This window comes from Pseudomonas sp. RW407 (genome assembly GCF_003176655.1).
GTDB lineage: Bacteria > Pseudomonadota > Gammaproteobacteria > Pseudomonadales > Pseudomonadaceae > Pseudomonas > Pseudomonas delhiensis.
This window is the reverse complement of sequence record NZ_QGSL01000029.1, coordinates 588,824-612,240: the sequence shown is the minus strand read 5'-3', so window position 1 is coordinate 612,240 and position 23,417 is coordinate 588,824. Positions and strand designations below refer to the sequence as shown.

Sequence of the window (23,417 nt, the reverse complement as noted above, 5' to 3'; positions counted from 1 at the left end):
CGCCGGGGTGTCATGGAGTGAGCCTCAGTCCGCCTTCACCGGCCGCTTGACCCACACCGGCGACAGCTTGCCGCCCTCGCCGGTGACGTACAGGCACACCACTTCGCCGCGCTCCAGGGTGACGGGCTTGAGGTCGCTGACCTTCTTGCCGCCCTCGAACAGCGCCAGGTTCACTTTCACCGGGTTGATCTCGCGGTCGCCGTGGCTCTGCGGGGCGACGTTGCCGACCACCTCGGTCTTGCCGTCGGCGGTCTTCAGGGTCAGCGCCTGGCCGCTGAGGTTCTGCACGCGCACCAGGGCCTTCTGCTTGTTCTTGAAGGGCGGCTCGGGCACCAGCCTGGGCTGGCCGCCGGGCTGGCTGACCAGGGTGTAGTAGGCGTCCGGGTCGAGTTTCACCGGCAGGCTCTGGCTGCCGACCTTGGCGGTGTAGTTGCCCGGCGGCAGGAACTTGAAGTCGCTGGAGCCCAGGGGCGAGACGTCATTGAGCTGGGCGTTGCCGACGCTCACCGAGAGTTCGCCGCTGCCGGCGTTGTAGGCCCGCACGAAGGCCGAGCCCTTGGGCGCCTGCGGGCCGTAGAGGGCGGCTTCGCCGGCGTGGGCGCCGAAGGCGGCCAGGCCCAGGGCCAGTGCCAGGGCAGGGGACTTCCAGCCGAGGGTCTTGGAACGAGTCATGGGGTGTACCTCCGTCTTCACTGTTTTCATGGGGCGCGCTGGCGCCCTGTGCGTGGCGCTCAATGCGCCGCGGTCAGGCCCGGCGGGTTGGCCGCCAGGCGTTCGTCACGGTTGCCGGCCGCGCGCAGCTGGGCCAGCCAGTCGGCATCGAACTGGCTGAGGTCGCTGTGCATCGGCAGGTAGCGTTCGGGGAATTCCCACACCAGCAGGCGCGGCGGCTTCTGCTGGAAGCCCGGGTCCTTGAGCAGCTCGAGCATGGGCTCGAGGGGGCCCTTGCCTTCCTTGGCGTAGTTGATCAGGTCGGTGGACAGCGCCTGCTTGAGCGCGCCGGCGAAGTTCCAGTGCGGGTTGGCGCTGTAGCTGGTGCCCACCAGGGCCACCTGCGGCTCGGCGCCGTCGCCGAACAGGTCGCCGCCGGCCGCGGCGTCTTCGGCCGGGTGGGTCTGGCGCGCCTGCAACTGGTCCGGCGCCGGCAGCAGGTCGCTGAACAGCGGGTCCAGGGGCAGGAAGGTCAGCAGGTCGCCCTTGTGCGGCGCGGCCTTGCTGGCGTCGGTGATGAAGGTCTGCTGCGGCAGGTCGAGGTTCTGCCCCTCGCGGATGCTCTGGGCCAGGCGCTGGGCCACGGCCTCGGCGCCCAGCGGCGTCCAGTGGGTGTCGGTGCGCAGGAACACCTGGCCGTTGTCCTTGGCCTGCTCCAGGGTGTCCAGCAGCTTGGGCGCGGCCATGCCGGCCTGGCGGGCGCGCTGCAGGAACTCGTCGTAGAGGCCGACGTGCAGCTGCGCCGGCTGCTCCTTGCCGAGGTACTCGGGGTAGATGCGCGCCTTGGCCGGGATGATCGCCAGCACCAGCTTCACGCCGCGGCGCTCCAGCTCCTGCTGCACGCCGCGCACCAGGGCCCAGTTGTCGTCCAGCTGGGTCAGGCTGGGCGCCGGCTTGAACTCTTCGTCGGTATACAGCCAGCCGTCCTTGCCGATCACCACGCCCGGGCGGCCTTCGTCGAACAGGGCGTAGTCCAGCGCGGCCCAGAGGTTGGTGCCCAGGCGCTTGATGGGGAACTGGTCGTCGTAGTGGCCTTCGAAGGCGTGGGCCAGCTTGCCATTGAGCACGCTGGTGCCTTCGGCGGCGGCGAAGCTCGGGAAGGCCTTCAGCGACCCGCCGGCCAGGCCGACCAGCAGAGCGCCGAAGGCGGCGACGTAGGCGTATTGCAGAGGTCTGGAGATAGTCGGTTGCATGGTCCGGCCTCGCTCAGAACTGGAAGTAGAGGAAGGGCGAGTAGCTCTGCGCGGAGAGCTTCAGCACCGAGGCGGCGAACAGCGCCAGCAGTACCGCGCGGGTGGCCAGCACGGGCAGCTGGGTGAGCCAGTGCGGGCGGTACACCGCGGCGCCGCTGCGCGAGTAGGCGATGGCCGCCGGGTCGCCCTCGGCGTCCTGCGGGCTGCGCGGCTGGGCGCTGGCCGGGCCGTCGGCGGCGACTTCGTCGGCCTTGGCCGCGGCCTTCGGCGCCTTGGCCTGCAGCGGCTGGTTGTAGAACTGGCGCAGGCCGAAGATGGCCAGCACCACGTAGGCCACCACCAGGGTGCCGACCTGCAGGCCGGTGAGGCTGGCGCGGCTCTGCTCGGACAGGCTCCAGTCGCCGAAGCTGAACATGGCTTCGTACATGCGCCAGGCCACGTGCAGGTTCTCGGCGCGGAAGATCACCCAGCCGACGATCACCAGCAGGAAGGTGCAGGCCCACTTCAGCGGGTTGAGCGCGCGCGGCGCGGCGTTCACCCCCAGGGCGCGCTCGATGGCCAGCCACACGCCGTGCCAGGCGCCCCAGATGACGTAGGTGACGTTGGCGCCGTGCCACAGGCCGCCCAGCAGCATGGTCAGGATCAGGTTGCGGTAGGTCTGGAAGGTGCTGCCGCGGTTGCCGCCCAGGCTGATGTACAGGTAGTCGCGCAGCCAGGTGGACAGGCTGATGTGCCAGCGCCGCCAGAACTCGGTGATGGACTGGCTGATGTAGGGCTGGTTGAAGTTCTCCATGAAGCGGAAGCCCATCATCAGGCCCAGGCCGATGGCCATGTCGCTGTAGCCGGAGAAGTCGAAGTACAGCTGCGCGGTGTAGGCCAGCGCGCCCAGCCAGGCGTCGCCGGTGGTCGGGTCCTGCAGGGCGAAGCAGTGGTCGGCCAGGGCCGCCAGGGTGTCGGCGATGAACACCTTCTTGACGAAGCCCTGCATGAAGCGGGTGCAGCCTTCGGCGAACTTGTCGAGGGTGTGGGTGCGGTGGTTGAACTGGTCGACCAGGTCCTTGAAGCGCAGCACGGGGCCGGCGATCAGGTGCGGGAAGATCGCCACGAAGGCGGCGAAGTCGATGAGGTTGCGCGTGGCCGGGGTGTCGCCGCGGTACACGTCGATGATGTAGCTGATCGACTCGAAGGTGTAGAAGCTGATGCCGATGGGCAGCAGGATGTGGGTGAGCACGAAGGGCTGCAGGCCGAACGAGGTGATGATCTGGTTGAGGCTGTCGACGCCGAAGTTGGCGTACTTGAAGTAGCCCAGCACGGCCAGGTCGACCACCACGCCGAGGATCAGCCAGCGTTTGGCCGCCAGGGTGCGCACGCCGGCCGCGCCGATGCGCAGGCCGATCCAGTAGTTGAACAGCGTCACCCCGGCGAACAGGGCGAGGAAGTCCACGCGCCACCAGGCGTAGAAGATGTAGCTGGCCACCAGCAGCAACAGGTTGCGGTAGCGGTTCCCGCTCAGGTAGTACAGGCCGAGGAAGATCGGCAGGAACAGGAACAGGAACACGTTGGAAGAAAAGACCATTGCCCGTCTCGCTCTGGAGCTTCGTACCCTGGGTGGCTCCAGCCCTTCCGGCGCCGCTTGGCGCGCAAGGAAAAGGCCGGTGTCACCCGCCAGTTCCTCCCCGTTGTGTCGCTAAGGTGGTGCGCCCGCCCGGCGTCTTTTTGCGCTTGGGTCGGGGTACTGCTGGGCCCCGCGTGTGCGGGAAGGGCGGTCAGGCGGCGGATAACGCGGAGCGTTATTCGCCCTACGCCAGGGGCAGTCCGAACGTAGGGCGAATAACCGTTCGCGGTTATCCGCCGTTGCGTCAGCTGCCGTTACCGCGGTTGAACACCTTGGTTACGTCGCCGCCGAGGCGGAAGCTGTTGAACGGCTCCATCTTCCTGCGCCAGTCCTGGGTCTTCGGCGCGCAGCTGTAGAGCGCGCAGTAGGGCTCCAGCCAGGCGAACTTGCTGTTTTCCTTCAGGTCGGTCATGTCCTGGTCGTTGCCGGTCCGGCGGTCGAAGTCCTGCTGGTCGTTCACGCCCTGCATCACCCGTTCGGCCAGGCGCTGCAGCGCGCCGCCGTTCTCCTGGCGCAGGTCCACGCCGTTGACCTGGGCGAAGGCGGCGATCATCGCCAGCGGCGGCAGGCTGTAGTTGTGGTAGGACAGGGCGCGCTGGCGGCGCTTGAGTTCGTTGGGCAGGTAGCCCTGGGCGTCGACCTGGCTGGCCGCCACCTTGAATTCGCGCACCGACCAGTCGAACAGGTCGCGGCGGTTGGTCACCACGGCGGTGGACATCACCGACCAGGCCGCCCAGTAGCTGTGGTTGTTGATCTTCTTCAGCGGCAGGTTGCTCCAGTCGCTGACCACCTGGGTGCCGAGCTTGCCGAACCACTGCTCGATCTGCGCCGCCTGCTGCGGGTAGGCCGCCAGCGGGCGGCTGCTGCTGAACTTCAGGCGCAGGTAGGACGAGGACAGGCTGCCCAGGGCCCATTTGCGCATGGACTTGCCGGTGTGGTTGAAGTCGGCGCTCTCCAGGGCGTCGGCCCGGGCCCAGGTGGTCAGCCAGTTCAGCGCGCAGTCCAGGTCGCCCTTGTGGCCGCTGCGCATGTACTGGGTGATCAGCTTGGTGGTGCCGCGCTCCATGTCGGTGATGTCCTTGATCTGCTCGCGGAACTTGCCCTCGGCGGCCACGTTGAGGGTGGCGCGCGCCGAGTCGGAGCCCTCGTACTTGCTGGTGAACTGCAGCGAGCCGGTGTAGGGCGCGGGCACCGCCGGGCAGCTGTCGGCGTCGCCCTTGCGCTCGCCGACCGCGGCGAAGTAGCCCGGCGGCGGCACCAGGTCGGCGGCCTGGCTGCTCTGGCCGTACAGGCTGGCCAGGCTGCCCAGGGCCATGGCCGGCCAGAGCAGGCGCAGGGTCTTGCTGCGGGAAAGTCGCTGGATGGACATGGTTCTACCTCCCGGCCACGCGGCTGTCGGTGGCCTTGATCTGCGGCGTCTGGCACAGCTTCGCCTCGACCTCGAGGCCGGCCGGCATGTCGTCGGGCGCCTCGATTTCCAGGGAGAGGAACTGCTGGTCCGGCCAGTCCTCGTCGTTGCGCAGCTCGAAGACGTAGCGACCGCCGGTGTCCACGGCCTTGGACTGCTCGATCTTCAGCTGCTCGCGGCGGCCATTCATGTACCAGACGGTGTTCTTCAGTTCGTGGATGCCCGGGTCGCTGTAGGTGACGTCGGCGGTGTAGCTGCCGCTGCGGATCGGCAGCGCGCCACTGTTGAGCAGCACCTCGTTGCGCCCGGCGTGCAGCTTGACCTTGCGGCTGAGCACGGCCTTCTGCTCGGCGCAGCCGTTGGCCACCAGGGGCATGGCCTGGCGGTAGAAGCTCTTCTGCGCCATGTCGTAGTGGGTGGCGAATTCCCAGACCAGGATCTTCGGCGGCTTGTCGTGGAACTCCTTGCTGGTCAGGTAGGCCAGCAGCGAGCTGTCGAAGCCGCCGCCGGAGACGGCGTTGTTGAGGATGTCGACCTTGCCGTACTGCTCCAGGAAGCCGACGAAGTTGTACGCCGGGCCGCTGTTGGAGGTGCCGACCACCGCCACCTGCGGGTCGCCGCCGTCGCCGAACAGGTCGACGCCGCCGCTGTCGCCCACCGGCTCGGTCTCGAAGCGGTCGACGTACTGCGGCGCGTAGCTGCTGCCGCACAGCTGGGCGGCGGCCTTGTGGAAGGTGCCGAGCTTGGACAGCAGGCCCACGCGCTTGCTCTCGAATTCCTTCTTCGGGATGTCCGCGTAGGCGGGCATCTCTTTCAGGGTTTCGGCGGCGATCTTCGCGCTGCGCATGGCGCCGTAGGGCGTCCAGTGGTGGTCGCCCTTGAAGTAGTAGGGGTGCGCTTCCTTCTCGTCGAACAGCGGCGAGAAGTCCGGGGTGTAGATGCCGGCCTCGCGGAACCTGGCGATGGTCGCCAGGTAGTTCTTCTTCGCCAGTTCGTAGTTGAAGCCGGCCTTCTCTTCGGGGCTGAGCTTCTCGCGGTTGATGAGGCCGCGGGTGGGCTGGTAGACCACCATCAGCTCGACGCCGCGGCGCTTGAGCGCCTCGTTCAGCGCCTTGAGCTCGCGCCAGCCCTCGGGCGTGGTGCCGAAGTCGGTGCGCAGGTCGTAGGTGGTGCGGAACAGCCAGTCCTCCTGGGCCGGCACCAGGTGGGTGAAGAAGCCCAGGTATTTGGTGTTGTAGGCCTTGTCGTCGGCCGCGGCCGGGCACAGGCCGGCGGCCGGCAGGGCGCTGTAGGTCGGCGCGCCGGCGGCGAGAGCACCGTGGGCCAGCAGCAGGCCGGCGGCCAGAGTCGACAGGCGCAGCAGATGATGGGGGTGGATGGTCATGGTACGGGTCCTCAATTCTGCAGTTCGGCCTGGCTTTCCACGGGGTCGATCAGCACGGCGCGCTGCTGGCGCACGAGCAGGTCGAGGATCTGGTCCTGCTTCTCGCCGAGCACGCCGTTGAAGCTGATGCCGGAGGATTTGGTCGGGCCGAGCATGGCCACCTTGTACAGTTCCAGGGACAGCGGCGAGTCCACCGACAGCGGGCCGGAGCCGTTGCCGACCAGCTTGCCGCCGACCACGATGAGCGACACCTTGGTGTCGAAGGGGTCGAGGTCGATATTGCGGTCGGTGTTGGACAGGTCCTTGATGTGCCCGTACACGCCCAGCAGCTGGTTACCGGCGGCGAGGTTCTCGTACAGGCGGATGTTCACGCTGTTGCGGATGCGGATGCCGTGGCGGCGGTTGCCCAGCACCTGGTTGGCGTAGATGAGGTTGTCGCCGCTCTCGTACAGGGTGATGCCGTCGGAGTGGTTGCGGTACACCTCGTTGTAGGCCACCAGGTTACGTTCGGAGTTACGGTCCAGGACGATGCCGGAGAGGTGGTTGTCGTAGGTCTTGTTGTGGAAGATCCAGCTGTCGTTGACCTCCCGCGAGACGATGATGCCGTGCTTCTTCTTCGTCCCGTACACGGTGTTCTCGGCGATGATCAGGCGGTGCGAGCGGTCGTGCGGGTCGATGCCGTAGATGACGTTGTCGCGGTAGGTGTTGCCGCGCACCACCAGGTCGTCGGCCTCGTAGCAGTAGAAGCCGTACCAGTTGTCGACGAAGGTGGAGCCGATCACCCAGCCCTTGGGCCGCGGGCGCTTCATGGTCTTGTCCATGCCCGGGCTGTACTGCGAGATGGAGATGCCGTAGGCCTTGGAGGCGTTGTAGCCGAAGCTTTGGAAGGTGCTGTCGACCAGGTACGCCTCGGCGCCGCCCCAGGAGATCAGGAAGGGGCGGAACTCGTTGGGGCTCTTGAACCAGGCCGGCTCGCCCCTGGCCTCGTTCCAGGCGGTGACCTTGGTGTTGCGCACGAACAGCTTGCCGTCGTTGACCAGGAAGGCGCCGCGGTCCTGGGACAGGCGCAGTTCCCTGACCTTGCCGTCGATCTCGAGGGTCGCGCCCTGGCTGACCACGATCGGCAGGCGGGCGACGAACACGCCGGGCTCGACCTGTTCCAGCGCCTTGCCGAGCTTGCCGGCGAGCTGCGCGAGGTTGACGTAGCCGCCCTCGATGAAGATGGCCTGGGGCATCTGCCGCTGGCGCTTGACCCACTCGGCCAGGCGGTTCTGGCCGCCGGTGAATTCCTTCAGCGGTTGCTGCTGCACCATGCGCTGCACCACGGCCTTGCCGCCGGGCTTGCGCACGATCTTCTGCTCCACCGCCGCGGCGGTGTAGCCGGAAAGGTCCGGCAGCTTCGGTGGCTCCAGGTGCAGCGGGCCCTCGGGCAGCGCGGTCACGGTGTAGTTGCCGGTTTCCTTCAGGCCCTGGACGTGGCCGGGCTGGTTGGCCGGCGAGGATTGCTCGCTGGCCTCGTGGTCCTTGGCGTTGGCCGCCGGGGTGGAGGCCCAGGCGGGGCCCGTGGCGACCAGCAGGCCGCCGAGCAGCAGGGCTGCCAGGGGCAGCGGGGGGCGGTTCATGGTGGGTTCTCCCTGTGGGCGTGGAGCCGGAAGGCGCTGGGTTCCCGCGTGCGCGGGAGTGACGGTCGCCGGGCGGGGGATACGAACCCCCGCGCTCCCCGTGCCCGTTCGCACACGGGAGGGGTTTTCCGTCATCCCCGCGAACGCGGGGAACCAGTGACTGCCAGCTCGCATCGCCCTGCTCCTCAGAAGCGCCAGATGAAATCGACGAAGGCGTGGTGCATCGTCGAGTCGACGTGGCTGCCGTAGGCGTCGCCGGGCTTGAAGACGCCGCCGCGGAAGCGCACCAGGGCCGAGGGCTCGTCGATGTACTGGCTCATCGAGGCGGGCAGCAGGCCCTGCTTGAAGTACTTGGTGACCACCAGGTCGACTTCCTGGCCGATGTCCTTAGAGTTGTTCTCCAGCGGCGCGCTGATGCCGCTGTTGCCGATGTCCGAGTCGCCGTCCACGCGCCAGAACTTGTGGTACACGACGCTGGCGTCGTAGTCGTCGCGCAGCTGCCAGGCGCCGAACAGGGTTGCGTCCTGCAGGTTCGAGAGTTCGCCGCGGAAGGCCTCGCCGAAGCGGTGCACGCGGGCGCGGGTGCCGGTGAAGTTGGAGCGGTTGCTCTGCAGGCCGGTCTGCTCGTACTGGTCCTCGCCGTCGTGGCCGCCGCCGCTGCCGCGGGCGTAGCCGACGCCGGCGCGCCATTGCTCGTCGATGTTCCAGCGCAGGCCCAGGTCGATGCCGTAGGCGTTGACGTCGCCGCTCTGCTTGCCGGTGGCCACGCGCTCGCCGTCCACCGCGGCGCTGGTCAGGCGGTCGCGGTTGCCGGTCAGCCAGGTGGCGCTGGCCCAGTAGTTCAGCGGCATCTGCGAGCGGTAGTTGTAGCCGTCGCCATTGGCCTCGACGCCGACCCAGGTGAGGTCGCCGGTGGAGCGCTTGTCCAGCGAGTCGATGGTCTCGCCCGGGTCCGGCAGGTTGCCGCTGTCGTCGCTGTGGTGCAGGCGCAGGCCCACCCAGTGGTGCGGCGCCCATTGCGTGGAGATGTCGCCGAACAGGTGGGTGCGGTCCTCGTCTTCCGGCGCCAGGTCGGTGATGTCGGTGCGGTACTCGGAGAAGCGCTGGGCGGCGCCCAGGTGGGCGCGCAGCAGGGTGGTGTCGAAGGTCCAGTTCAGCGCCTCGATGTTGGTGTCCTGCCACATGCCGCTGTCGTCGCGCAGGCGCTGGCGGCCGAAGCGCAGGTGCTCGCCGGGGTACTGGGTGAGGCCGGCGTAGTCCACCCAGAACTCGCGCAGGGCGAGGTAGGCGTCGTCCGGTTCGCGCTTGTGGTCGCTGCTGTCGCGGCCGCTGGCGTCGACTTCGTCGGATTGCAGGGTGTCGGTCTGGATGGTGTCGGTGGCGGCCACCGCCTGGCCCATCACGTAGGCGCTCCACTGCCCCCACTGGCCGAAGGCCCAGGGCCGCAGGTCGATGCCGATGCCGTTGAGGTCGCCGCCGTGGGCGGTGCCCAGGTCGCGGTCATCCTCGGACTCGGCGGTGATCTTGATGTCGATGCCGTAGTTCTTCGGCGGCGTGTCGTCGGCCCAGGCGCCGGCGGCGAACAGGGTGCCGGCCAGGCTCATGCCGGCGCCGAGCATCGCCGGGAACAGCCGGGCGCGGCGGATGGCGCGGGCCAGGCGGATCGGTTGGAACAGCGGGGCGGAGGTCGGGTCGGGGCGCTTCATAGGCTTTCTTGTTCCTGTTCGTTCTGCATGAGGCTGACGGTGGCCTGCCAGTTGGCGCCGCGGGCCTGTTCCTCGCGCTTGAGCAGCTGCTGCGCCTGGCTCAGTTCAGCCGGCTGCAGCTGCGGTTGCAGTTCGCTCATCAGGTCGCCGGCCTGGGGTATCTGCTGGCGCTGCGCCAGGGTGCCGAAGACGTAGGCGTTGACGCGGTTGGGCTGCACGCCGCGGCCCTGGGACCAGAGCTGCGCCAGGGCCATGTCGGCGCTGGCCTGGCCGGCGCGGGCGGCGATCAGCAGGTGGTCGGCGGCCTTCTGCGGGTAGACCTTGCCGAGGAAGCCACGGCGGTAGATCTGCCCCAGGTAGTAGTGCGCCTGGGGTTCGCTGGCGGCGGCCTTGAGCAGGTGCTGCTCGGCCTTCTGCGGGTCCTGGGGCATCCACTTGCCGTCGTAGTACAGGCGCCCCAGCAGCAGTTCGGCGCGTGGCTGGGCGGCGTCCTGGCCCTTCTTCAGGTAGTCGAGCATCTGGTCGACGTCGCCCAGCTCGGGGTAGTCGTACTGCAGCTTGGCGAGGTCGACCCAGGCCGCGGGATAGCTCGGCGCCAGTTCGCTGAGCAGGGCCTGGGCGGTCTGCGGGTCGGGCTTGCCGAGGTCGGCGTCGGCCAGCACCTGGGCCACCGATTCCACGCGCTCGGGCGGCACCCGGCCGGCCTTGTGCGCGGCGCGCAGGCGGTCGAGGTGGGCCTTCTGCTTATCCGCGTCGCCCTGCACCTGGTAGACCGTGGCCAGCTCCATCCAGCACACGTCCATGCGCGTCAGCCAGCGCTGGCAGACCTGCTCGATCTCGCCCAGGTGCTGGTTGTAGGTGCCCTGGGTGCGGTACAGGATGATCTGCGCCAGGTCCGCCTGGGGCAGGCCCTGGGCGCGCCACTGGTCGATGCGCTGCTGCGGGTTGACCCCCGGCCAGGCCTGCGGGTACTGCAGGTAGAGCACGATCAGCGGCACCAGGGCGCTGTCCTCGCCCTCGTCGAAGGCGCGGTTGAGCAGTTGCTCGGCCTCGCGGTGCTCGGCGTCGCTGGCGCCGGGCTTGGCCGCCAGCCACTTGCCCAGGCGCGCGCGGGCCCGCGGCGAGGTCTCGGCCGCGTCGCGGTAGAGCTTCTCGGCCTTGGCCTGGGCGGCGCTGTCGCCGCTGGCGGCCTGCATGTCGGCCAGGCCGATCTGCGCGTCGGTGTAGCCGAGGGTGGCCAGGGCCTGGTAGTTGGCCTGGGCGGTGGCGATGTCGCCGCGGGCCATGGCCTCGTCGGCCAGGCGCTGGTCCGGCAGGCCGGCGCAGCTGGCGGCCAGGCCGATGGCCAGGGCCAGGGCGGCGCCGCGCAGCGGATGGTGGGCGATGGCGTTCATGGTTCGGTCCTCAGCGCGCGGTGGCCATGGCCATGGCCTTGTTCAGCAGGGTGCGGCCGGGCAGGCCGCCGATGCTGACTTCCGCCGGACGCCCGGCGAGCTGGCTGTCCAGCGGCTGCTCGGGCTGGATCTGTGCACGGATTTCCGAAGACAGGTCGCCGTCCACCGGCGCGGTGCGCAGGATGCGGCCGCTGCGCACCTCGCTGTCGCCGGCGACCTGGAAGTGCACCAGGGTGCCCGGCGAGAGCTCGGCGGCGTTGCGGTAGGCGAAGCGCGCCTCGACGGTGGCGCTGGCCTCGCGCGGGGCCAGGGTGAAGATCACGTCGCCCTTGTTGGCGTACTGGCCGTTGGCGACGCGCTGCTCGATCACCCGGCAGTCGCAGGGGCTGGTGAGGGTGCCCTTGAGCTGGTGGCCGAAGAGCTTCTCGATGTTGCCGGGGTTGAGCTGCTCGTCGGACAGGTTGCCCTTGAGCAGGTCCAGCAGGCTGGTGGAGAAGGTGGCGATGGGCGCGCCCTTGGCCACCTCGGCGTCCAGCTGCACCAGGCTGTCCACGGTGCCCTCGCGGGGCATGGTGATCTGCTGGGCGGGGATGTTGACCACGCCGGAGTCGGCATGGGTGACGAAGTACAGGTTGTACAGCTGGTTGAGGATGAAGGCGAAGGCGCCGACGCCGACCACGAAGATGGCGGTGCTCAGGGTCACCGCGCGGACGCGGCCGAAGAAGCCCATGCCGCCGCCCGCGCCGCCGTGCTTGCGGGCCTTGGTGAAGTTCTCGCGCTGCAGGGTGTTGAGCATGTCGCCGACGCTGACCACCTCGCCGGCCAGGTACGCGGTGATCAGGTAGCGCAGGGCGGCGACCTCGCGCGGCTTCAGGTGCTGGAACTCGCAGCCGGTGCGGCGGCTGTCCGGGTCGAAGGAGCGCACCTGGAACTCCACCTCCAGGGCGAAGCTGATGCTGTCGATCTGGAACAGCAGCTTGCCCTTGTGGATGTCGCCGACCTGGATCGGCGCGCCGCTGGCGGTGAAGGCGAAGCCGCCGGCGGAAAGGTCCAGCAGCCTTGCGTCGACGCCCTCGCGGTTGGCGCCGATGTAGCGGATGCGCGCGGGCAGCTTGACCCGCGCATGCTGGCGCTGGGCTTCGGATTCGTGCACGACGTTGACGTTGACGGCGGTATTCATGAAGTCGGTCCTATGTTCGAAACGGGTCGGATCGGCCGCGGGCCGGTTGCTCAAGGGGTCATACGATCGTCAGGAGTACGGCGACGAACACACTGGCGGCAGAGAAGGTCATGGCGCGCGAGGACCAGGTGTTGAACCAGCGCTGGTAGCTGTTCAGGCCGCGCTCGAGCTTGGTGCTCTGGCGCGTCCAGGACTGCTGGTCGAGGCGGAAGAACACGTAGATCTTCACCAGGGCGCCGACGATCTGGTTGTAATAGAGGATCAGCGGGTAGGCCGGGCCGATCGGGTGGCCGGACAGCGACAGCAGCAGGGTGAGGATCAGGCGGGTGATGCCGATCCACAGCAGGTACACCAGCAGGAAGGTGATGCTGTACTTGATGCTGGCGATGATCGCCGCCACCAGGCCGAGCAGGCAGGTCCACATGGACAGGCGCTGGTCGAACAGCACCACGGTGGTGAACCAGCCCAGGCGCTGCGGGCCCAGGGCCAGGGCGCGGGAGTTCTGCCGCAGGTTGTTGCCGTACCAGCGGAACATCAGCTTGCGGCTGGCCTTGACGAAGCTCTTCTCCGGCGGGTGCTCGACGGTGTTGATGGCCGCGTCCGGCACGTAGAAGGTGTCGTAGCCCAGGCGCATCAGGCTGTACCAGCTGGACTTGTCGTCGCCGGTGAGGAACTGGAAGCGCCCCAGGCGCCAGTGGTCCAGGTGGTCGGCCTCGACGTCGGCGATGAAGTCGGGGTCGGTGACCACCGCGGCGCGGAACACCGACATGCGCCCGGTCATGGTCAGCACGCGCTTGGACAGGGCCATGGAGCACATGTTGATGTGGCGCTGGGCGAAGCGCAGCTTGTGCCACTGGCTCATCACGTAGCCGCCCTGCACCTCGCAGAATTCGTTGGTGGTCAGGCCGCCGACGCGGGGGAACAGCTTGAACCAGCGCACCGTGGCCTTGACCACGCCGGGTTCGAGCACGGTGTCGCCGTCGATCACCGCCACCACCGAGCCTTCGTCGGGCATGTGCCGGGAGATGGCGCGGAAGCCGTGGGCCAGGCCGTCGCGCTTGCCGGTGCCGGGGATGCGCACGAAGTCCAGCTTCACGTGGGCCGGCGGGTTGAGCTTGTGCCACTGCTGCTTGATCAGCACCTGGTCGGACATCTCGACGATGGAGCAGACCACGGTGGTCGGGTAGCCGCAGGCGATGGCCTCCTGGATCACCGAGCGGTAGACCATGGAGGTGGTCATGGCGTCGATGCGGAAGCTGGTGACCATCAGGTAGACGTGGGACGGGTCCGCCGCCTTGCCGAGCTTGCGCAGGCGCCGCTTGTAGTGCGGGTAGACGACGTGCAGGAAGAGCATGCCGCGCAGGAAGTGCAGGCCGCCCATGGAGTAGCGCCAGATGCCCACCGCGCCGATGATCAGCAGGAAGTCGCGGGCATTGGGGTCGAACACCGTCGGCGGCACGACCAGCGCCAGGCCCATCAGCAGGCAGAGGAAGGCCAGCCAGCCGGTGGCTTCGCCGAGGGCTCGTTTGTATGCATCCATGATGAGGTCCGTCGTTGCGTCGAAGGGGCAGGTGGCTCCCGTAGGAGCGAGCTTGCTCGCGAACCGCCCCGGCTCCGGTTGTCGCCGGGGAACAGCGTTCGCGAGCAAGCTCGCTCCTACGAAGAGCCGGTGGCGCTTACCAGCAGATGCCTTCGGCGCGCTCGTCGGAGCCGTGGGCCATGAAGCCGATCAGGTCGACCACCTTCTTGCCCTCGGGCGCCTTGTTCACCACGTCGACGAACAGCTCGTCGCCGTTGCCCAGCACCAGCACGTCGGAGGTCTTCACCACCTGGTCGAGGTCGGAGACCAGCAGCGAGGAGACGTGGGGGATCTTCGACTCGATGTACTCCTTGTTCGCGCCATGGACGCGGGCGTACTCGACGTTGCGGTCGAAGATCTGCAGCTCGTAGCCCTTGCCGATGAGCATCTCGGCCAGTTCCACCAGCGGGCTCTCGCGCAGGTCGTCGGTGCCGGACTTGAACGACAGGCCGAGCAGGCCGACCTTGCGGCTGCCGTGGGCGGTGATGATGTCGAAGGCCTTCTGCACCTGGTAGGCGTTGCTGCGCATGATCGAGCCGATCATCGGGTGCTCGACGTCCAGCTGGCCGGCGCGGTAGGTGAGGGCGCGCACGTCCTTGGGCAGGCAGGAGCCGCCGAAGGCGAAGCCGGGCTTCATGTAGTAGCGCGACAGGTTCAGCTTGCGGTCCTGGCAGACCACGTCCATCACCTCGCGGCCATCGACGCCGACGGCCTTGGCGATGTTGCCGATCTCGTTGGCGAAGGTGACCTTGGCCGCGTGCCAGACGTTGCAGGTGTACTTGATCATTTCCGCGACCTCGATGGACTTGCGGATGATCGGCGCGTCCAGCTCGCGGTAGATTTCCTCCAGCAGGTCGCCGGTCTGGGCGTCCAGCTCGCCGATGACGGTCATGGGCGGGAAGTCGTAGTCCTTGATCGCGGTGCTCTCGCGGAGGAATTCCGGGTTGGTGCCGACGCCGAAGTCGACGCCGGCCTGCTTGCCCGAGCAGTCCTCGATGATCGGGATCACCACGTTCTTCACGGTGCCCGGCAGCACGGTGCTGCGCACCACCACGGTGTGGCGGCCGGCCTTCTCGCGGATGGCGTAGCCGATCTCGCGGCACACGCTCTCGATGTAGCCCAGGTCCAGGTCGCCGTTCTTCTTGCTCGGGGTGCCGACGCAGATGAAGGAGACGTCGCTGTCCAGCACCGCCTGCTTGAAGTCGGTGGTGCCCGACAGCCGCGAGGTGCGGATGCCCTGTTCCAGCAGGGGCTCCAGCCCCGGTTCGACGATGGGCGACTTGCCGCGGTTGATCAGGTCGATCTTGGTGGTGGAAACGTCCACGCCGATCACTTCGTGACCACGGGCGGACAGGCAACCGGCGCATACTGCACCGACGTAGCCAAGACCAAAGATGCTGATACGCATCGTATTCACCTCTGCTTTGTCGAGCTGTTAAAAGTTGGCCGTCTGGCCAATTCCCTTTTGTCGCGGCGCCCCTTTCAGGCGCGCCGCTTCAGGCAGTCCGTGAGTGACTCGAATTTTCTGCACTCAATTCGGGCAGAGTTCCGCGGCATGCACTTTAATGTTTCAGGAGGATTGCAAAGTTAGAACTAATTGCACTCTTCTGATGCACTAAAGTTTGCTTTGGAGTTCTGCATTAATTTCATAAGCCATTGAAATTATTCAGGTTGAACGAGGCCGTCGAGCGCCGCTCGATGCGTTTTCGAAAAACCTGTTATGGGCAACAAACCCATGATTGGGCGTTGCGGAAGTAGGATGTTCGACGCCGCTCGATAGTTCCTGCCACCCATCCTGTGAGGCCGTCGGAATTAAATATCCATTGGCCATCAAATAGCGCGCTTTTGATATCAGCTTGTAACGCGAACGTCGTTTTCGGCGGGCTTGCAAAATGCAACGGTTGGGAAAAGTTCCGCAGTGATTCAGTCGTTTTACACTTCGTTCAGCTACCGTTCAGGATGCCCGGGAGGGTGTTTCAAGGTATTTCGTGCAACTTGCAATCTTGAATTGCATGTAATGGCGGGATGCTTTTAATGGCCAATGGATTACATCCGCGATGGCAAAACTGGCGCTTTTTCACGGCGGTGATGGCGCGTGGGGGCGAGAAAAATTTTTTCAAAGTCCCCACGGTTACCGACGAACGGTAGCCTTGACCATTTTCGCCGTGTGGGTAATTCGACGGCGCGGGGCGCCCGGAAGGGGATCGACGGTAGCGCGGGGAGGGTGTGGCGGCCGTTTGGCCGCCACTTTCGGGGGCGAATCAGGCGTCGGGCTGGTCGCGCAGGAACACCAGGCGGTCGGCAGAGGACGCCTCGGCGGCGAAGCGGTAGCCGGCGTAGTCGAAGTCCTTCAGGCTCTCGGGGTCGGTCAGGCGCTCCTTGATCACGTAGCGGGCCATCAGGCCGCGGGCCTTCTTGGCGTAGAAGCTGATGATCTTGTACTGGCCGTTCTTCAGGTCCTTGAACTCGGTGTCGATGATGCGGGCGTCCAGCGCCTTGCGCTTCACCGCGCCGAAGTATTCGTTGGAGGCCAGGTTGAGCAGCACGGCATCGCCCTGCTCGGCGAGGTCCTGGCCGAGCCAGGCGCTGATGCGCTCGCCCCAGAACTCGTAGAGGTTGGCGCCGCGGGCGTTGGCCAGCCTGGTGCCCATCTCCAGGCGGTAGGGCTGCATCAGGTCCAGCGGCCGCAGCACGCCGTACAGGCCGGACAGCATGCGCAGGTGGCGCTGGGCGAAGTCGAAGTCGGCGTCGTCGAAGTCCTCGGCGGCAAGGCCGGTGTAGACGTCGCCCTTGAAGGCCAGCAGCGCCTGCCTGGCGTTGGCCGGGGTGAAGTCGGGGTGCCAGCTGGCGTAGCGCGCGGCGTTCAGGCCGGCGAGCTTGTCCGACAGGCTCATCAGGCTGCCGATCTGCGCCGGGGTCATCTCGCGCAGCACGCCGATCAGCTCCTGGGCATCGTCCAGGTGCAGCGGCAGGGTGTGGCGGTCGGTGACCGGCGGGGTCTCGTAGTCCAGGGTCTTGGCGGGGGAAATCACCATCAGCATCGTGCGGTCTCCTCGAAGCGTCGGGCGATTGTAGGGAGTCGCGGGCGTCGGCTCCAGCTATGGGGACGATAGGAGGCGCTGTTCCACCGGCACCTGTTCCATGCGCTTGAGCAGTTCGCCGAGGAAGCAGCGCTCGGCCTGGGTGTGTTTCTGCTCGCGGTTCCACAGCAGGTGGATGTCCACGTCGGCCACGCCGTCCTCCGGCGGCAGCGCCCAGAGGCGGCCCCGGGCCAGGTCGTCGGCGACTATGTGCCGGGGCAGGCAGCCGATGCCGAAACCGCAGTGCACCAGGCGGCGGACTTCCTCCAGGCTGGGCGAGGAGGCCACCAGCTTGCCGGTGAAGCCCTGCTGGTCGCGGAAGATGGTCAGCGGCGAGAGCACCTCGCCGATCTGGTCGCTGGTGAAGGTCACGTAGTTCTCGCCCTGCAGGTCGGCCAGGCGCAGGTCGCGGCGCCCGAAGAACGGATGGTGGCGGCCGCAGAGGAACACGTAGCGCTGGCGCAGGAAGGCGCGCTGCTCCAGGCGCGGCGAGGGCTGGCGGCACAGGGCCAGGCCGAGGGTGGCGGTCTTCTGCTGCAGCGCGCTGAGCACGTCGGCGCTGCGCATCACCTCGATGTCCAGTTCCACGCCGGGGTGGGCGCGGTGGAAGTCGGCGAGGAAGCCGTCGTAGAAGTCCGACTGGATCCGGCTGATGCTCAGCAGGCGGACCTTGCCCACCACCTGGTCGGCCGGTTGCTCCAGGGCGGCGGCCAGGCGCGAGACGTTGCCGTTGACGTCGCCGGCGATGCGCAGGATCTCCTCGCCCAGCGCCGTGACCTCGAAGCGCGGCCCGCGCCGCTGCACCAGGGCGGCGCCGAGTTGTTCCTCCAGGCGGCGCAGGGCCTGGCTGACCGCCGGCTGGGTCAGGTGCAGGCGCGCGGCGGCGCGGCTGATGCTGCGTTCCTGGCCGATCACCAGCCAGGTGCGCAGCAGGTTCCAGTCCAGGCGGTCGTTGAGGTGGCGGCCGAGTTCCATCGCGAGGCTCCGTGGGGCAATCCACTGATTATAAGCAGCAATTATTCTTTGAATAATGATTAGAAAATTGACTGATTATCCAGCCGGGGGCGATAACGTCCACAGGCGCCGCAGAGCGCCAAGCCCTACCGCCGCTGCCCAGAACAAACCACAAGATCGGGAGCCTGACATGTCCCAACCCGCGCCACAGCCGGTCCGTGCCGCCACGGCCGCCTTCATCGGTACCATGATCGAGTGGTACGACTTCTATATCTACGCCACCGCCGCCGCCCTGGTGTTCGGCACCCTGTTCTTCCCCTCGCAAAGCCAGTTCCTCAGCACCATGGCCGCCTTCGGCACCTTCGCCGTGGGCTTCTTCGCGCGTCCGCTGGGCGGGCTGATCTTCGGCCACCTGGGCGACCGCATCGGGCGCAAGAAGGCGCTGCTGGTCACCCTGGTGATGATGGGCGTGGCCACCGTGTGCATCGGCCTGCTGCCGACCTACGGGCAGGTCGGCCTGCTGGCGCCGGTGCTGCTGGTGGCGCTGCGCATCGTCCAGGGCATCGCCGTGGGCGGCGAGTGGGGCGGGGCGGTGCTGATGGCCGGAGAGCACGCGCCCAGCGGCCGGCGCACCTTCTTCGCCTCCTTCGCCCAGCTGGGCAGCCCGGCCGGGCTGATCCTCTCGCTGCTGGCATTCAAGGCCGTCACCAGCCTGGACGGCGCGGCCTTCCTCGACTGGGGCTGGCGCCTGCCGTTCCTGGCCAGCTCGGCGCTGCTGCTGGTGGGCCTGGCGATTCGCCTGGGCGTCAACGAATCCCCCGAGTTCGCCCGGGTGAAGCAGCAGGCCCGGCAGCACAAGCTGCCGGCACTGGAAGTGCTGCGCAACGCCTGGCGGCCACTGCTGCTGTGCATCGGCGCCAACACCATCGGCATCGCCGGCGTCTACTTCACCAACACCTTCATGATTTCCTACACCACGCAGAACCTCGCCATCGACCGAGCGCTGATCCTCGACTGCCTGTTCTACGTGGCGGTCATCCAGCTCTGCGTGCAGCCGCTGGCCGCGCGGCTGGCCGAAGTCATGGGCGCGGCGCGCTTCCTCAAGCTGGCCGCGCTGCTGGCGGTGGCCTCGCCCTATCCGATGTTCCTGCTGGTCAGCCAGGGCCATGCGCTGGCGATCATCCTCGGTATCGCGACCGCCGTGGTGTGCATGGCCAGCTTCTATTCGGTGATCGCCGGGTTCGTCAGCGAGGTGTTCGACACCCGCGTGCGCTATTCGGCGATCTCCATCGCCTACCAGGTCTGCGGCGCCATCGCCGGCGGGCTCACCCCGCTGATCGGCACCTGGCTGGCGCACCGCTTCGACGGCCAGTGGCTGCCCCTGGCGCTGTTCTATTCCCTGCTGGCCGGCCTCTCGCTGCTGTGCATCGTCGGCCTCGACCGCCGGCTGCGCGTGCGTACCGCGCCGGCCACCGCCTGATTCCAAGGAGACCCTGATGCTGAAGATCGATGCCGAGCGCCTGTGGGCGAGCCTGATGGACATGGCCCGGGTGGGCGCCACCGCCCGTGGCGGTTCGCGCCGGCTGGCGCTTTCGGAAGAGGATCGCCACGGCCGCGAGCTGTTCGAAGGCTGGTGCCGCGACGCCGGCCTGGGCCTGCGCCGCGACGCGGTGGGCAACCTGTTCGCCCGCCGCGCCGGCGAGGACGATGGGCTGGACCCCGTGGTGATGGGCAGCCACCTCGACACCCAGCCCGAGGGGGGCCGCTTCGACGGCGTGTACGGTGTGCTCGCCGGGCTGGAAGTGCTGCGCAGCCTGAATGACCAGGGCATCCGCACCCGCCGCCCGCTGGAGGTCGCGGTCTGGACCAACGAGGAAGGCGCGCGCTTCACCCCGGCCATGCTCGGCTCGGCGGCCTTCACCGGCGCCATGGCGCTGGACGCCGCGCTGAACGCCCGGGATGCCGAGGGCGTCAGCGTCGGCGAGGCCCTGCGGGCGCTCGGCTGGCAGGGCGACCTGCCGCTGGGGCGTCGGCTGGATGCCTACTTCGAGGCGCACATCGAGCAGGGGCCGATCCTGGAGGACAACGCCATCGACGTCGGCGTGGTCACCGGCGGCCAGGCCATCCGCTGGCTGGACGTGCGCGTGGGCGGCCAGGCCGCCCATGCCGGCACCACGCCGATGCCGCTGCGCCACGACGCGCTGTTCGGCGCCGCCGAGATGATCCAGGCGCTGGAGGCGCTGGCCCAGCGCTTCGCGCCCCACGGCCTGGTGACCGTGGGCCAGCTGGCGATCGCCAAGTCCTCGCGCAACACCATCGCCGGGCAGGTGGACTTCACCATCGACCTGCGCCACCACCAGGACGAGGTGATAGGCGCCATGGAGCAGGAGGCGCGTGCGCTGCTGGAGGCCATCGCCGCGCGCCGCGGGCTGGCGCTGGAGGCGGGCCTGCACTGGCTCAGCCCGGCCACGCCCTTCGACGCCGATTGCGTCGGCCACGTGCGCGAGGCGGTGCGGGCGCTGGGTTACTCGCACCAGGACATCGTCAGCGGCGCCGGCCACGATGCCATCCACCTGGCGCGCAACTGCCCGACCGCGATGGTGTTCATCCCCTGCGTCGGCGGCCTGAGCCACAACGAGGCCGAGGACGTGATCCCCGCCCACGCCGCCCAGGGCGCCGACGTCCTGCTCAACGCCGTGCTGGCCCGCGCCGGCCGGATCGACTGAAGGAGACAGCCATGCAGACCTTCTTCCACCCCGACCAGCTGCTGCACGTGCCGCGCAGCTACTTTTCCCGTGGCCAGATGCGCACCCCGCAGGAGGTCCCGCAGCGCGCCGAGCACCTGCTGGCGGCCGTCCGCGCGCTGGGCTTCGCGCTGGACGAACCGCGGGACTTCGGCCGCGAACCGCTGCTGGCGGCGCACAGCGCCGCCTACCTGGACTTTCTCGAGCACGCCTATGAGCGTTGGCACCAGGTGCCGGAGGACTGGGGCGACGAGGTGATGTCCAACGTGTTCATCCGCGAGGGCAACCCGCTGCGCGGCATCCTCGCCCAGGCGGCGCGCTACCTCGCCGACGGCAGCTGCCCGGTGGGCCGGCACACCTGGCGCGCGGCCTACTGGTCGGCGCAGAGCGCGGTGGCGGCTGCGCGGGCTGTGCGCGACGGCGCGCCATCGGCCTACGCGCTGTGCCGCCCGCCGGGCCATCATGCGCGGGAGGAGGGCGCCGGCGGCTTCTGCTACCTGAACAACGCCGCCATCGCCGCCGCCGAGCTGCGCGCGCGGTTCGGCAAGGTCGCCATCCTCGATACCGACATGCACCACGGCCAGGGCATCCAGGAAATCTTCTACGGCCGCGACGACGTGCTCTACGTCTCGGTCCACGGTGACCCGACCAACTTCTACCCGGTGGTCGCCGGCTTCGACGACGAGCGCGGCGAGGGCCGCGGCGAGGGCTTCAACCTCAACCTGCCGATGCGCCATGGCGCCAGCGAGGAGGAGTTCTTCGCCCAGGTGGGCAAGGCGCTGCAGGCGGTGCGCCAGTTCGGGGCACAGGCGCTGGTGCTGTCCCTGGGGTTCGACATCTACCGCGAAGACCCGCAGTCCAAGGTGGCGGTGAGCACCGAGGGCTTCGCCCGGCTCGGGCGCGAGGTGGCGTCGCTGGGGTTGCCGCAGGTCATCGTGCAGGAAGGCGGCTACCACCTGCAGACGCTCGAGCGCAACGCACAGGCGTTCTTCGGCGGGCTAAGGGACTGATTTGCCGAAAAATGGCAGGGGGTTCGCGGGCGGTAGGACTTTTAAAACTAGCGCTCCGCGGGGCCCTCGCCAAGGTATTTCGTCGTCGGACGAAAAAAAGTTTTCTGAGAAGCAAAAAGACTTTTTATCGTCATGTTTTTTCCTGTATTTCTGGAGCCGTAGACCGCCGAACCCTGCAGACAGGTGGCGGCCCCGGCCCGTCCCTTGCTTGCACCTCTCTCGAGCCCCGGCATCGAGAGCCGGCGTCTCACCGCACGGCGGAGCGCTGTCACGGCATTCCGTCGTAACGCCCCCAGAATGAGGTGACACGCGTATGGATGACCACGGACGTTCCAGCACCAGCCAGCCGATCTTCTACGTCCTCGACACCAACGTTCTGATCCACGATCCCAACGCCCTGCTCAACTTCCAGGAACACCACGTCGCCATCCCGATGACGGTGCTGGAGGAACTCGACAAGCTCAAGACCGGAAAGCACTCCGTCGCCGCCGAATGCCGCCAGGCCATCCGCCTGATCGACCAGGTGCTCGGCGAGGCGAGCCCGGAGCAGGTGGAGGATGGCGTACCCATCCAGCGTGGCAAGAGCGGCCCCTGCGGCAGCCTGTCGATCCTCATGAGCAAGCGCGCCGAGCCCATCACCTGGCTGCCGGAGCACCTCAACGACAACAAGATCATCAACCAACTGGTCGAGCTGCAGAGCCGCAACAGCAGCCGCCGGGTGGTGCTGGTCACCAAGGACATCAACATGCGCCTGAAGGCGCGCGCCTGCGGGGTGGCGGCCGAGGACTACCACACCGACCAGCTGATCGACGACGTGGCCCTGCTGCCGCGCGGCTACCACTCGCTGAACGGCTCGTTCTGGGACCGCGTCAGCAAGGTCGAGACGCGCCAGGACCACGGCCGCACCTGGCACCGCGTGCAGCTCACCGACAACCTGCCGGCGGTGCACATCAACGAGTTCATCGTCGACGAGCAGGGCTTCGTCGGCTGGATCAAGGGCATCCAGCAGGACGAGCTGCTGATCCTCGACCTACACCAGGAGCCGCTGCTGCACCAGGAAGCCTGGGGCCTGCGCCCGCGCGACCTGTACCAGTCGCTGGCGCTGTACGCGCTGCTCGACCCGGACATCCACCTGGTCAACCTGTCCGGCGCCGCCGGCTCGGGCAAGACCATCCTGGCCCTGGCCGCGGCCATCGAGCAGACCATGGTCACCAAGCGCTACCGGCGCATCATCGCCACCCGCAGCGTGCAGGGCCTGGACGAGGACATCGGCTTCCTGCCCGGCACCGAGGCCGAGAAGATGGAGCCCTGGCTGGGGGCCATCACCGACAACCTAGAGGCCCTGCATTCGGACGACGAATGCACCCACGGCAGCGTCGACTACATCCTCAGCAAGGTGCCGCTGCAGTTCAAGTCGCTGAACTACATCCGCGGCCGCAGCTTCCAGCAGAGCCTGATCCTCATCGACGAGTGCCAGAACCTCACCCCGCACCAGATGAAGACCATCATCACCCGCGCCGGCAACGGCTCCAAGGTGATCTGCCTGGGCAACCTGGCGCAGATCGACACCCCCTACCTGTCGGCCACCAGCTCCGGCCTGACCTACCTGACCGAACGCTTCAAGGACTTCCCCCACGGCGTGCACGTGACCCTGCAGGGGGTACCGCGCTCGGTGCTGGCGGAGTTCGCCGAGGCGCATTTGTAAGCACCGACGGGCTCGCCGGAGCGTAGGGCGTACAACCGTTCGCGGTTGTACGCCGCTTCACCGCAACCTCGGGCCGGCTCCATGGCCGAGCCCGCCGTGGCCTTGAACAGGCGCTTCGTGCTCGGGCCCGCA

17 protein-coding genes are annotated in these 23,417 nt (G+C 67.8%); 4 read left to right on the top strand and 13 right to left on the bottom strand.

Annotated features, from left to right (window positions below; genetic code table 11):
- Window positions 1–24 precede the first annotated feature (24 nt).
- The 13 genes from algF to DK254_RS03550 form a co-directional block, all read right to left on the bottom strand.
- Window positions 25–702, bottom strand: a complete 678-nt coding sequence (gene algF / locus DK254_RS03610) for an alginate O-acetyltransferase AlgF (protein ID WP_109932278.1) — start codon at window positions 700–702, stop codon at window positions 25–27.
- Window positions 703–731: 29 nt separating this feature from the next.
- Window positions 732–1,904 (bottom strand): alginate O-acetyltransferase, encoded by a 1,173-nt coding sequence (locus DK254_RS03605; RefSeq protein ID WP_109932276.1) that lies wholly within the window; start codon window positions 1,902–1,904, stop codon window positions 732–734.
- A gap of 13 nt (window positions 1,905–1,917) precedes the next feature.
- The gene (locus tag DK254_RS03600; RefSeq protein ID WP_109932274.1) at window positions 1,918–3,480 is read right to left on the bottom strand and encodes an MBOAT family protein; all 1,563 of its coding nucleotides are present in this window, start codon (window positions 3,478–3,480) and stop codon (window positions 1,918–1,920) included.
- A 283-nt stretch (window positions 3,481–3,763) separates the two neighbouring features.
- Window positions 3,764–4,834, bottom strand: coding sequence for a mannuronate-specific alginate lyase (locus tag DK254_RS03595; protein WP_371921102.1), 1,071 nt, complete (start codon window positions 4,832–4,834; stop codon window positions 3,764–3,766).
- A 58-nt stretch (window positions 4,835–4,892) separates the two neighbouring features.
- Window positions 4,893–6,311 (bottom strand): alginate O-acetyltransferase, encoded by a 1,419-nt coding sequence (locus DK254_RS03590; protein WP_109932270.1) that lies wholly within the window; start codon window positions 6,309–6,311, stop codon window positions 4,893–4,895.
- Between the two features lie 11 nt (window positions 6,312–6,322).
- Window positions 6,323–7,933, bottom strand: a complete 1,611-nt coding sequence (gene algG / locus DK254_RS03585; RefSeq protein WP_109932268.1) for a mannuronan 5-epimerase AlgG — start codon at window positions 7,931–7,933, stop codon at window positions 6,323–6,325.
- Between the two features lie 185 nt (window positions 7,934–8,118).
- Window positions 8,119–9,552: an alginate export family protein gene (locus tag DK254_RS03580; protein ID WP_109932967.1), complete on the bottom strand. Its 1,434-nt coding sequence runs from the start codon at window positions 9,550–9,552 to the stop codon at window positions 8,119–8,121.
- 83 nt (window positions 9,553–9,635) lie between these two features.
- The gene (algK, locus tag DK254_RS03575; RefSeq protein WP_109932267.1) at window positions 9,636–11,033 is read right to left on the bottom strand and encodes an alginate biosynthesis TPR repeat lipoprotein AlgK; all 1,398 of its coding nucleotides are present in this window, start codon (window positions 11,031–11,033) and stop codon (window positions 9,636–9,638) included.
- 10 nt (window positions 11,034–11,043) lie between these two features.
- Window positions 11,044–12,213, bottom strand: a complete 1,170-nt coding sequence (locus DK254_RS03570; protein ID WP_109932265.1) for an alginate biosynthesis protein Alg44 — start codon at window positions 12,211–12,213, stop codon at window positions 11,044–11,046.
- Window positions 12,214–12,271: 58 nt separating this feature from the next.
- Entirely contained in the window at window positions 12,272–13,756 is a 1,485-nt protein-coding gene (gene alg8, locus DK254_RS03565; RefSeq protein ID WP_109932965.1) for a mannuronan synthase, read from the bottom strand.
- A gap of 133 nt (window positions 13,757–13,889) precedes the next feature.
- Window positions 13,890–15,200 carry a GDP-mannose 6-dehydrogenase gene (gene algD / locus DK254_RS03560; RefSeq protein WP_109932264.1) on the bottom strand — a complete coding sequence of 437 codons (1,311 nt, stop codon included), beginning with the start codon at window positions 15,198–15,200 and terminating at the stop codon, window positions 13,890–13,892.
- A gap of 853 nt (window positions 15,201–16,053) precedes the next feature.
- Window positions 16,054–16,833 carry a peroxide stress protein YaaA gene (gene yaaA, locus DK254_RS03555; protein ID WP_109932262.1) on the bottom strand — a complete coding sequence of 260 codons (780 nt, stop codon included), beginning with the start codon at window positions 16,831–16,833 and terminating at the stop codon, window positions 16,054–16,056.
- A gap of 57 nt (window positions 16,834–16,890) precedes the next feature.
- Window positions 16,891–17,847 (bottom strand): LysR family transcriptional regulator, encoded by a 957-nt coding sequence (locus tag DK254_RS03550; protein ID WP_109932260.1) that lies wholly within the window; start codon window positions 17,845–17,847, stop codon window positions 16,891–16,893.
- A gap of 169 nt (window positions 17,848–18,016) precedes the next feature.
- On the opposite strand from DK254_RS03550, the gene DK254_RS03545 reads away from it, so the two are divergent.
- The 4 genes from DK254_RS03545 (at window position 18,017) to DK254_RS03525 (ending at window position 23,285) form a co-directional block, all read left to right on the top strand.
- Window positions 18,017–19,306 (top strand): MFS transporter, encoded by a 1,290-nt coding sequence (locus tag DK254_RS03545; protein ID WP_109932258.1) that lies wholly within the window; start codon window positions 18,017–18,019, stop codon window positions 19,304–19,306.
- Window positions 19,307–19,322: 16 nt separating this feature from the next.
- On the top strand, window positions 19,323–20,552 hold the full coding sequence (locus DK254_RS03540; RefSeq protein ID WP_109932256.1) for a Zn-dependent hydrolase: 1,230 nt from the start codon (window positions 19,323–19,325) through the stop codon (window positions 20,550–20,552).
- Window positions 20,553–20,563: 11 nt separating this feature from the next.
- Window positions 20,564–21,580 (top strand): histone deacetylase family protein, encoded by a 1,017-nt coding sequence (locus tag DK254_RS03535; RefSeq protein WP_109932254.1) that lies wholly within the window; start codon window positions 20,564–20,566, stop codon window positions 21,578–21,580.
- 313 nt (window positions 21,581–21,893) lie between these two features.
- Complete coding sequence (locus tag DK254_RS03525; protein WP_089389571.1) at window positions 21,894–23,285, top strand: PhoH family protein; 1,392 nt, start codon at window positions 21,894–21,896, stop codon at window positions 23,283–23,285.
- Window positions 23,286–23,417: the final 132 nt, after the last annotated feature.

Bases quoted from the DNA above. Each gene is read 5' to 3' on its own strand.
- algF (WP_109932278.1), bottom strand. From the start codon at position 702: ATGAAAACAGTGAAGACGGAGGTACACCCCATGACTCGTTCCAAGACC.
- DK254_RS03605 (WP_109932276.1), bottom strand. From the start codon at position 1,904: ATGCAACCGACTATCTCCAGACCTCTGCAATACGCCTACGTCGCCGCC.
- DK254_RS03600 (WP_109932274.1), bottom strand. From the start codon at position 3,480: ATGGTCTTTTCTTCCAACGTGTTCCTGTTCCTGTTCCTGCCGATCTTC.
- DK254_RS03595 (WP_371921102.1), bottom strand. From the start codon at position 4,834: ATGGCCCTGGGCAGCCTGGCCAGCCTGTACGGCCAGAGCAGCCAGGCC.
- DK254_RS03590 (WP_109932270.1), bottom strand. From the start codon at position 6,311: ATGACCATCCACCCCCATCATCTGCTGCGCCTGTCGACTCTGGCCGCC.
- algG (WP_109932268.1), bottom strand. From the start codon at position 7,933: ATGAACCGCCCCCCGCTGCCCCTGGCAGCCCTGCTGCTCGGCGGCCTG.
- DK254_RS03580 (WP_109932967.1), bottom strand. From the start codon at position 9,552: ATGCTCGGCGCCGGCATGAGCCTGGCCGGCACCCTGTTCGCCGCCGGC.
- algK (WP_109932267.1), bottom strand. From the start codon at position 11,033: ATGAACGCCATCGCCCACCATCCGCTGCGCGGCGCCGCCCTGGCCCTG.
- DK254_RS03570 (WP_109932265.1), bottom strand. From the start codon at position 12,213: ATGAATACCGCCGTCAACGTCAACGTCGTGCACGAATCCGAAGCCCAG.
- algD (WP_109932264.1), bottom strand. From the start codon at position 15,200: ATGCGTATCAGCATCTTTGGTCTTGGCTACGTCGGTGCAGTATGCGCC.
- yaaA (WP_109932262.1), bottom strand. From the start codon at position 16,833: ATGCTGATGGTGATTTCCCCCGCCAAGACCCTGGACTACGAGACCCCG.
- DK254_RS03550 (WP_109932260.1), bottom strand. From the start codon at position 17,847: ATGGAACTCGGCCGCCACCTCAACGACCGCCTGGACTGGAACCTGCTG.
- DK254_RS03545 (WP_109932258.1), top strand. From the start codon at position 18,017: ATGTCCCAACCCGCGCCACAGCCGGTCCGTGCCGCCACGGCCGCCTTC.
- DK254_RS03540 (WP_109932256.1), top strand. From the start codon at position 19,323: ATGCTGAAGATCGATGCCGAGCGCCTGTGGGCGAGCCTGATGGACATG.
- DK254_RS03535 (WP_109932254.1), top strand. From the start codon at position 20,564: ATGCAGACCTTCTTCCACCCCGACCAGCTGCTGCACGTGCCGCGCAGC.
- DK254_RS03525 (WP_089389571.1), top strand. From the start codon at position 21,894: ATGGATGACCACGGACGTTCCAGCACCAGCCAGCCGATCTTCTACGTC.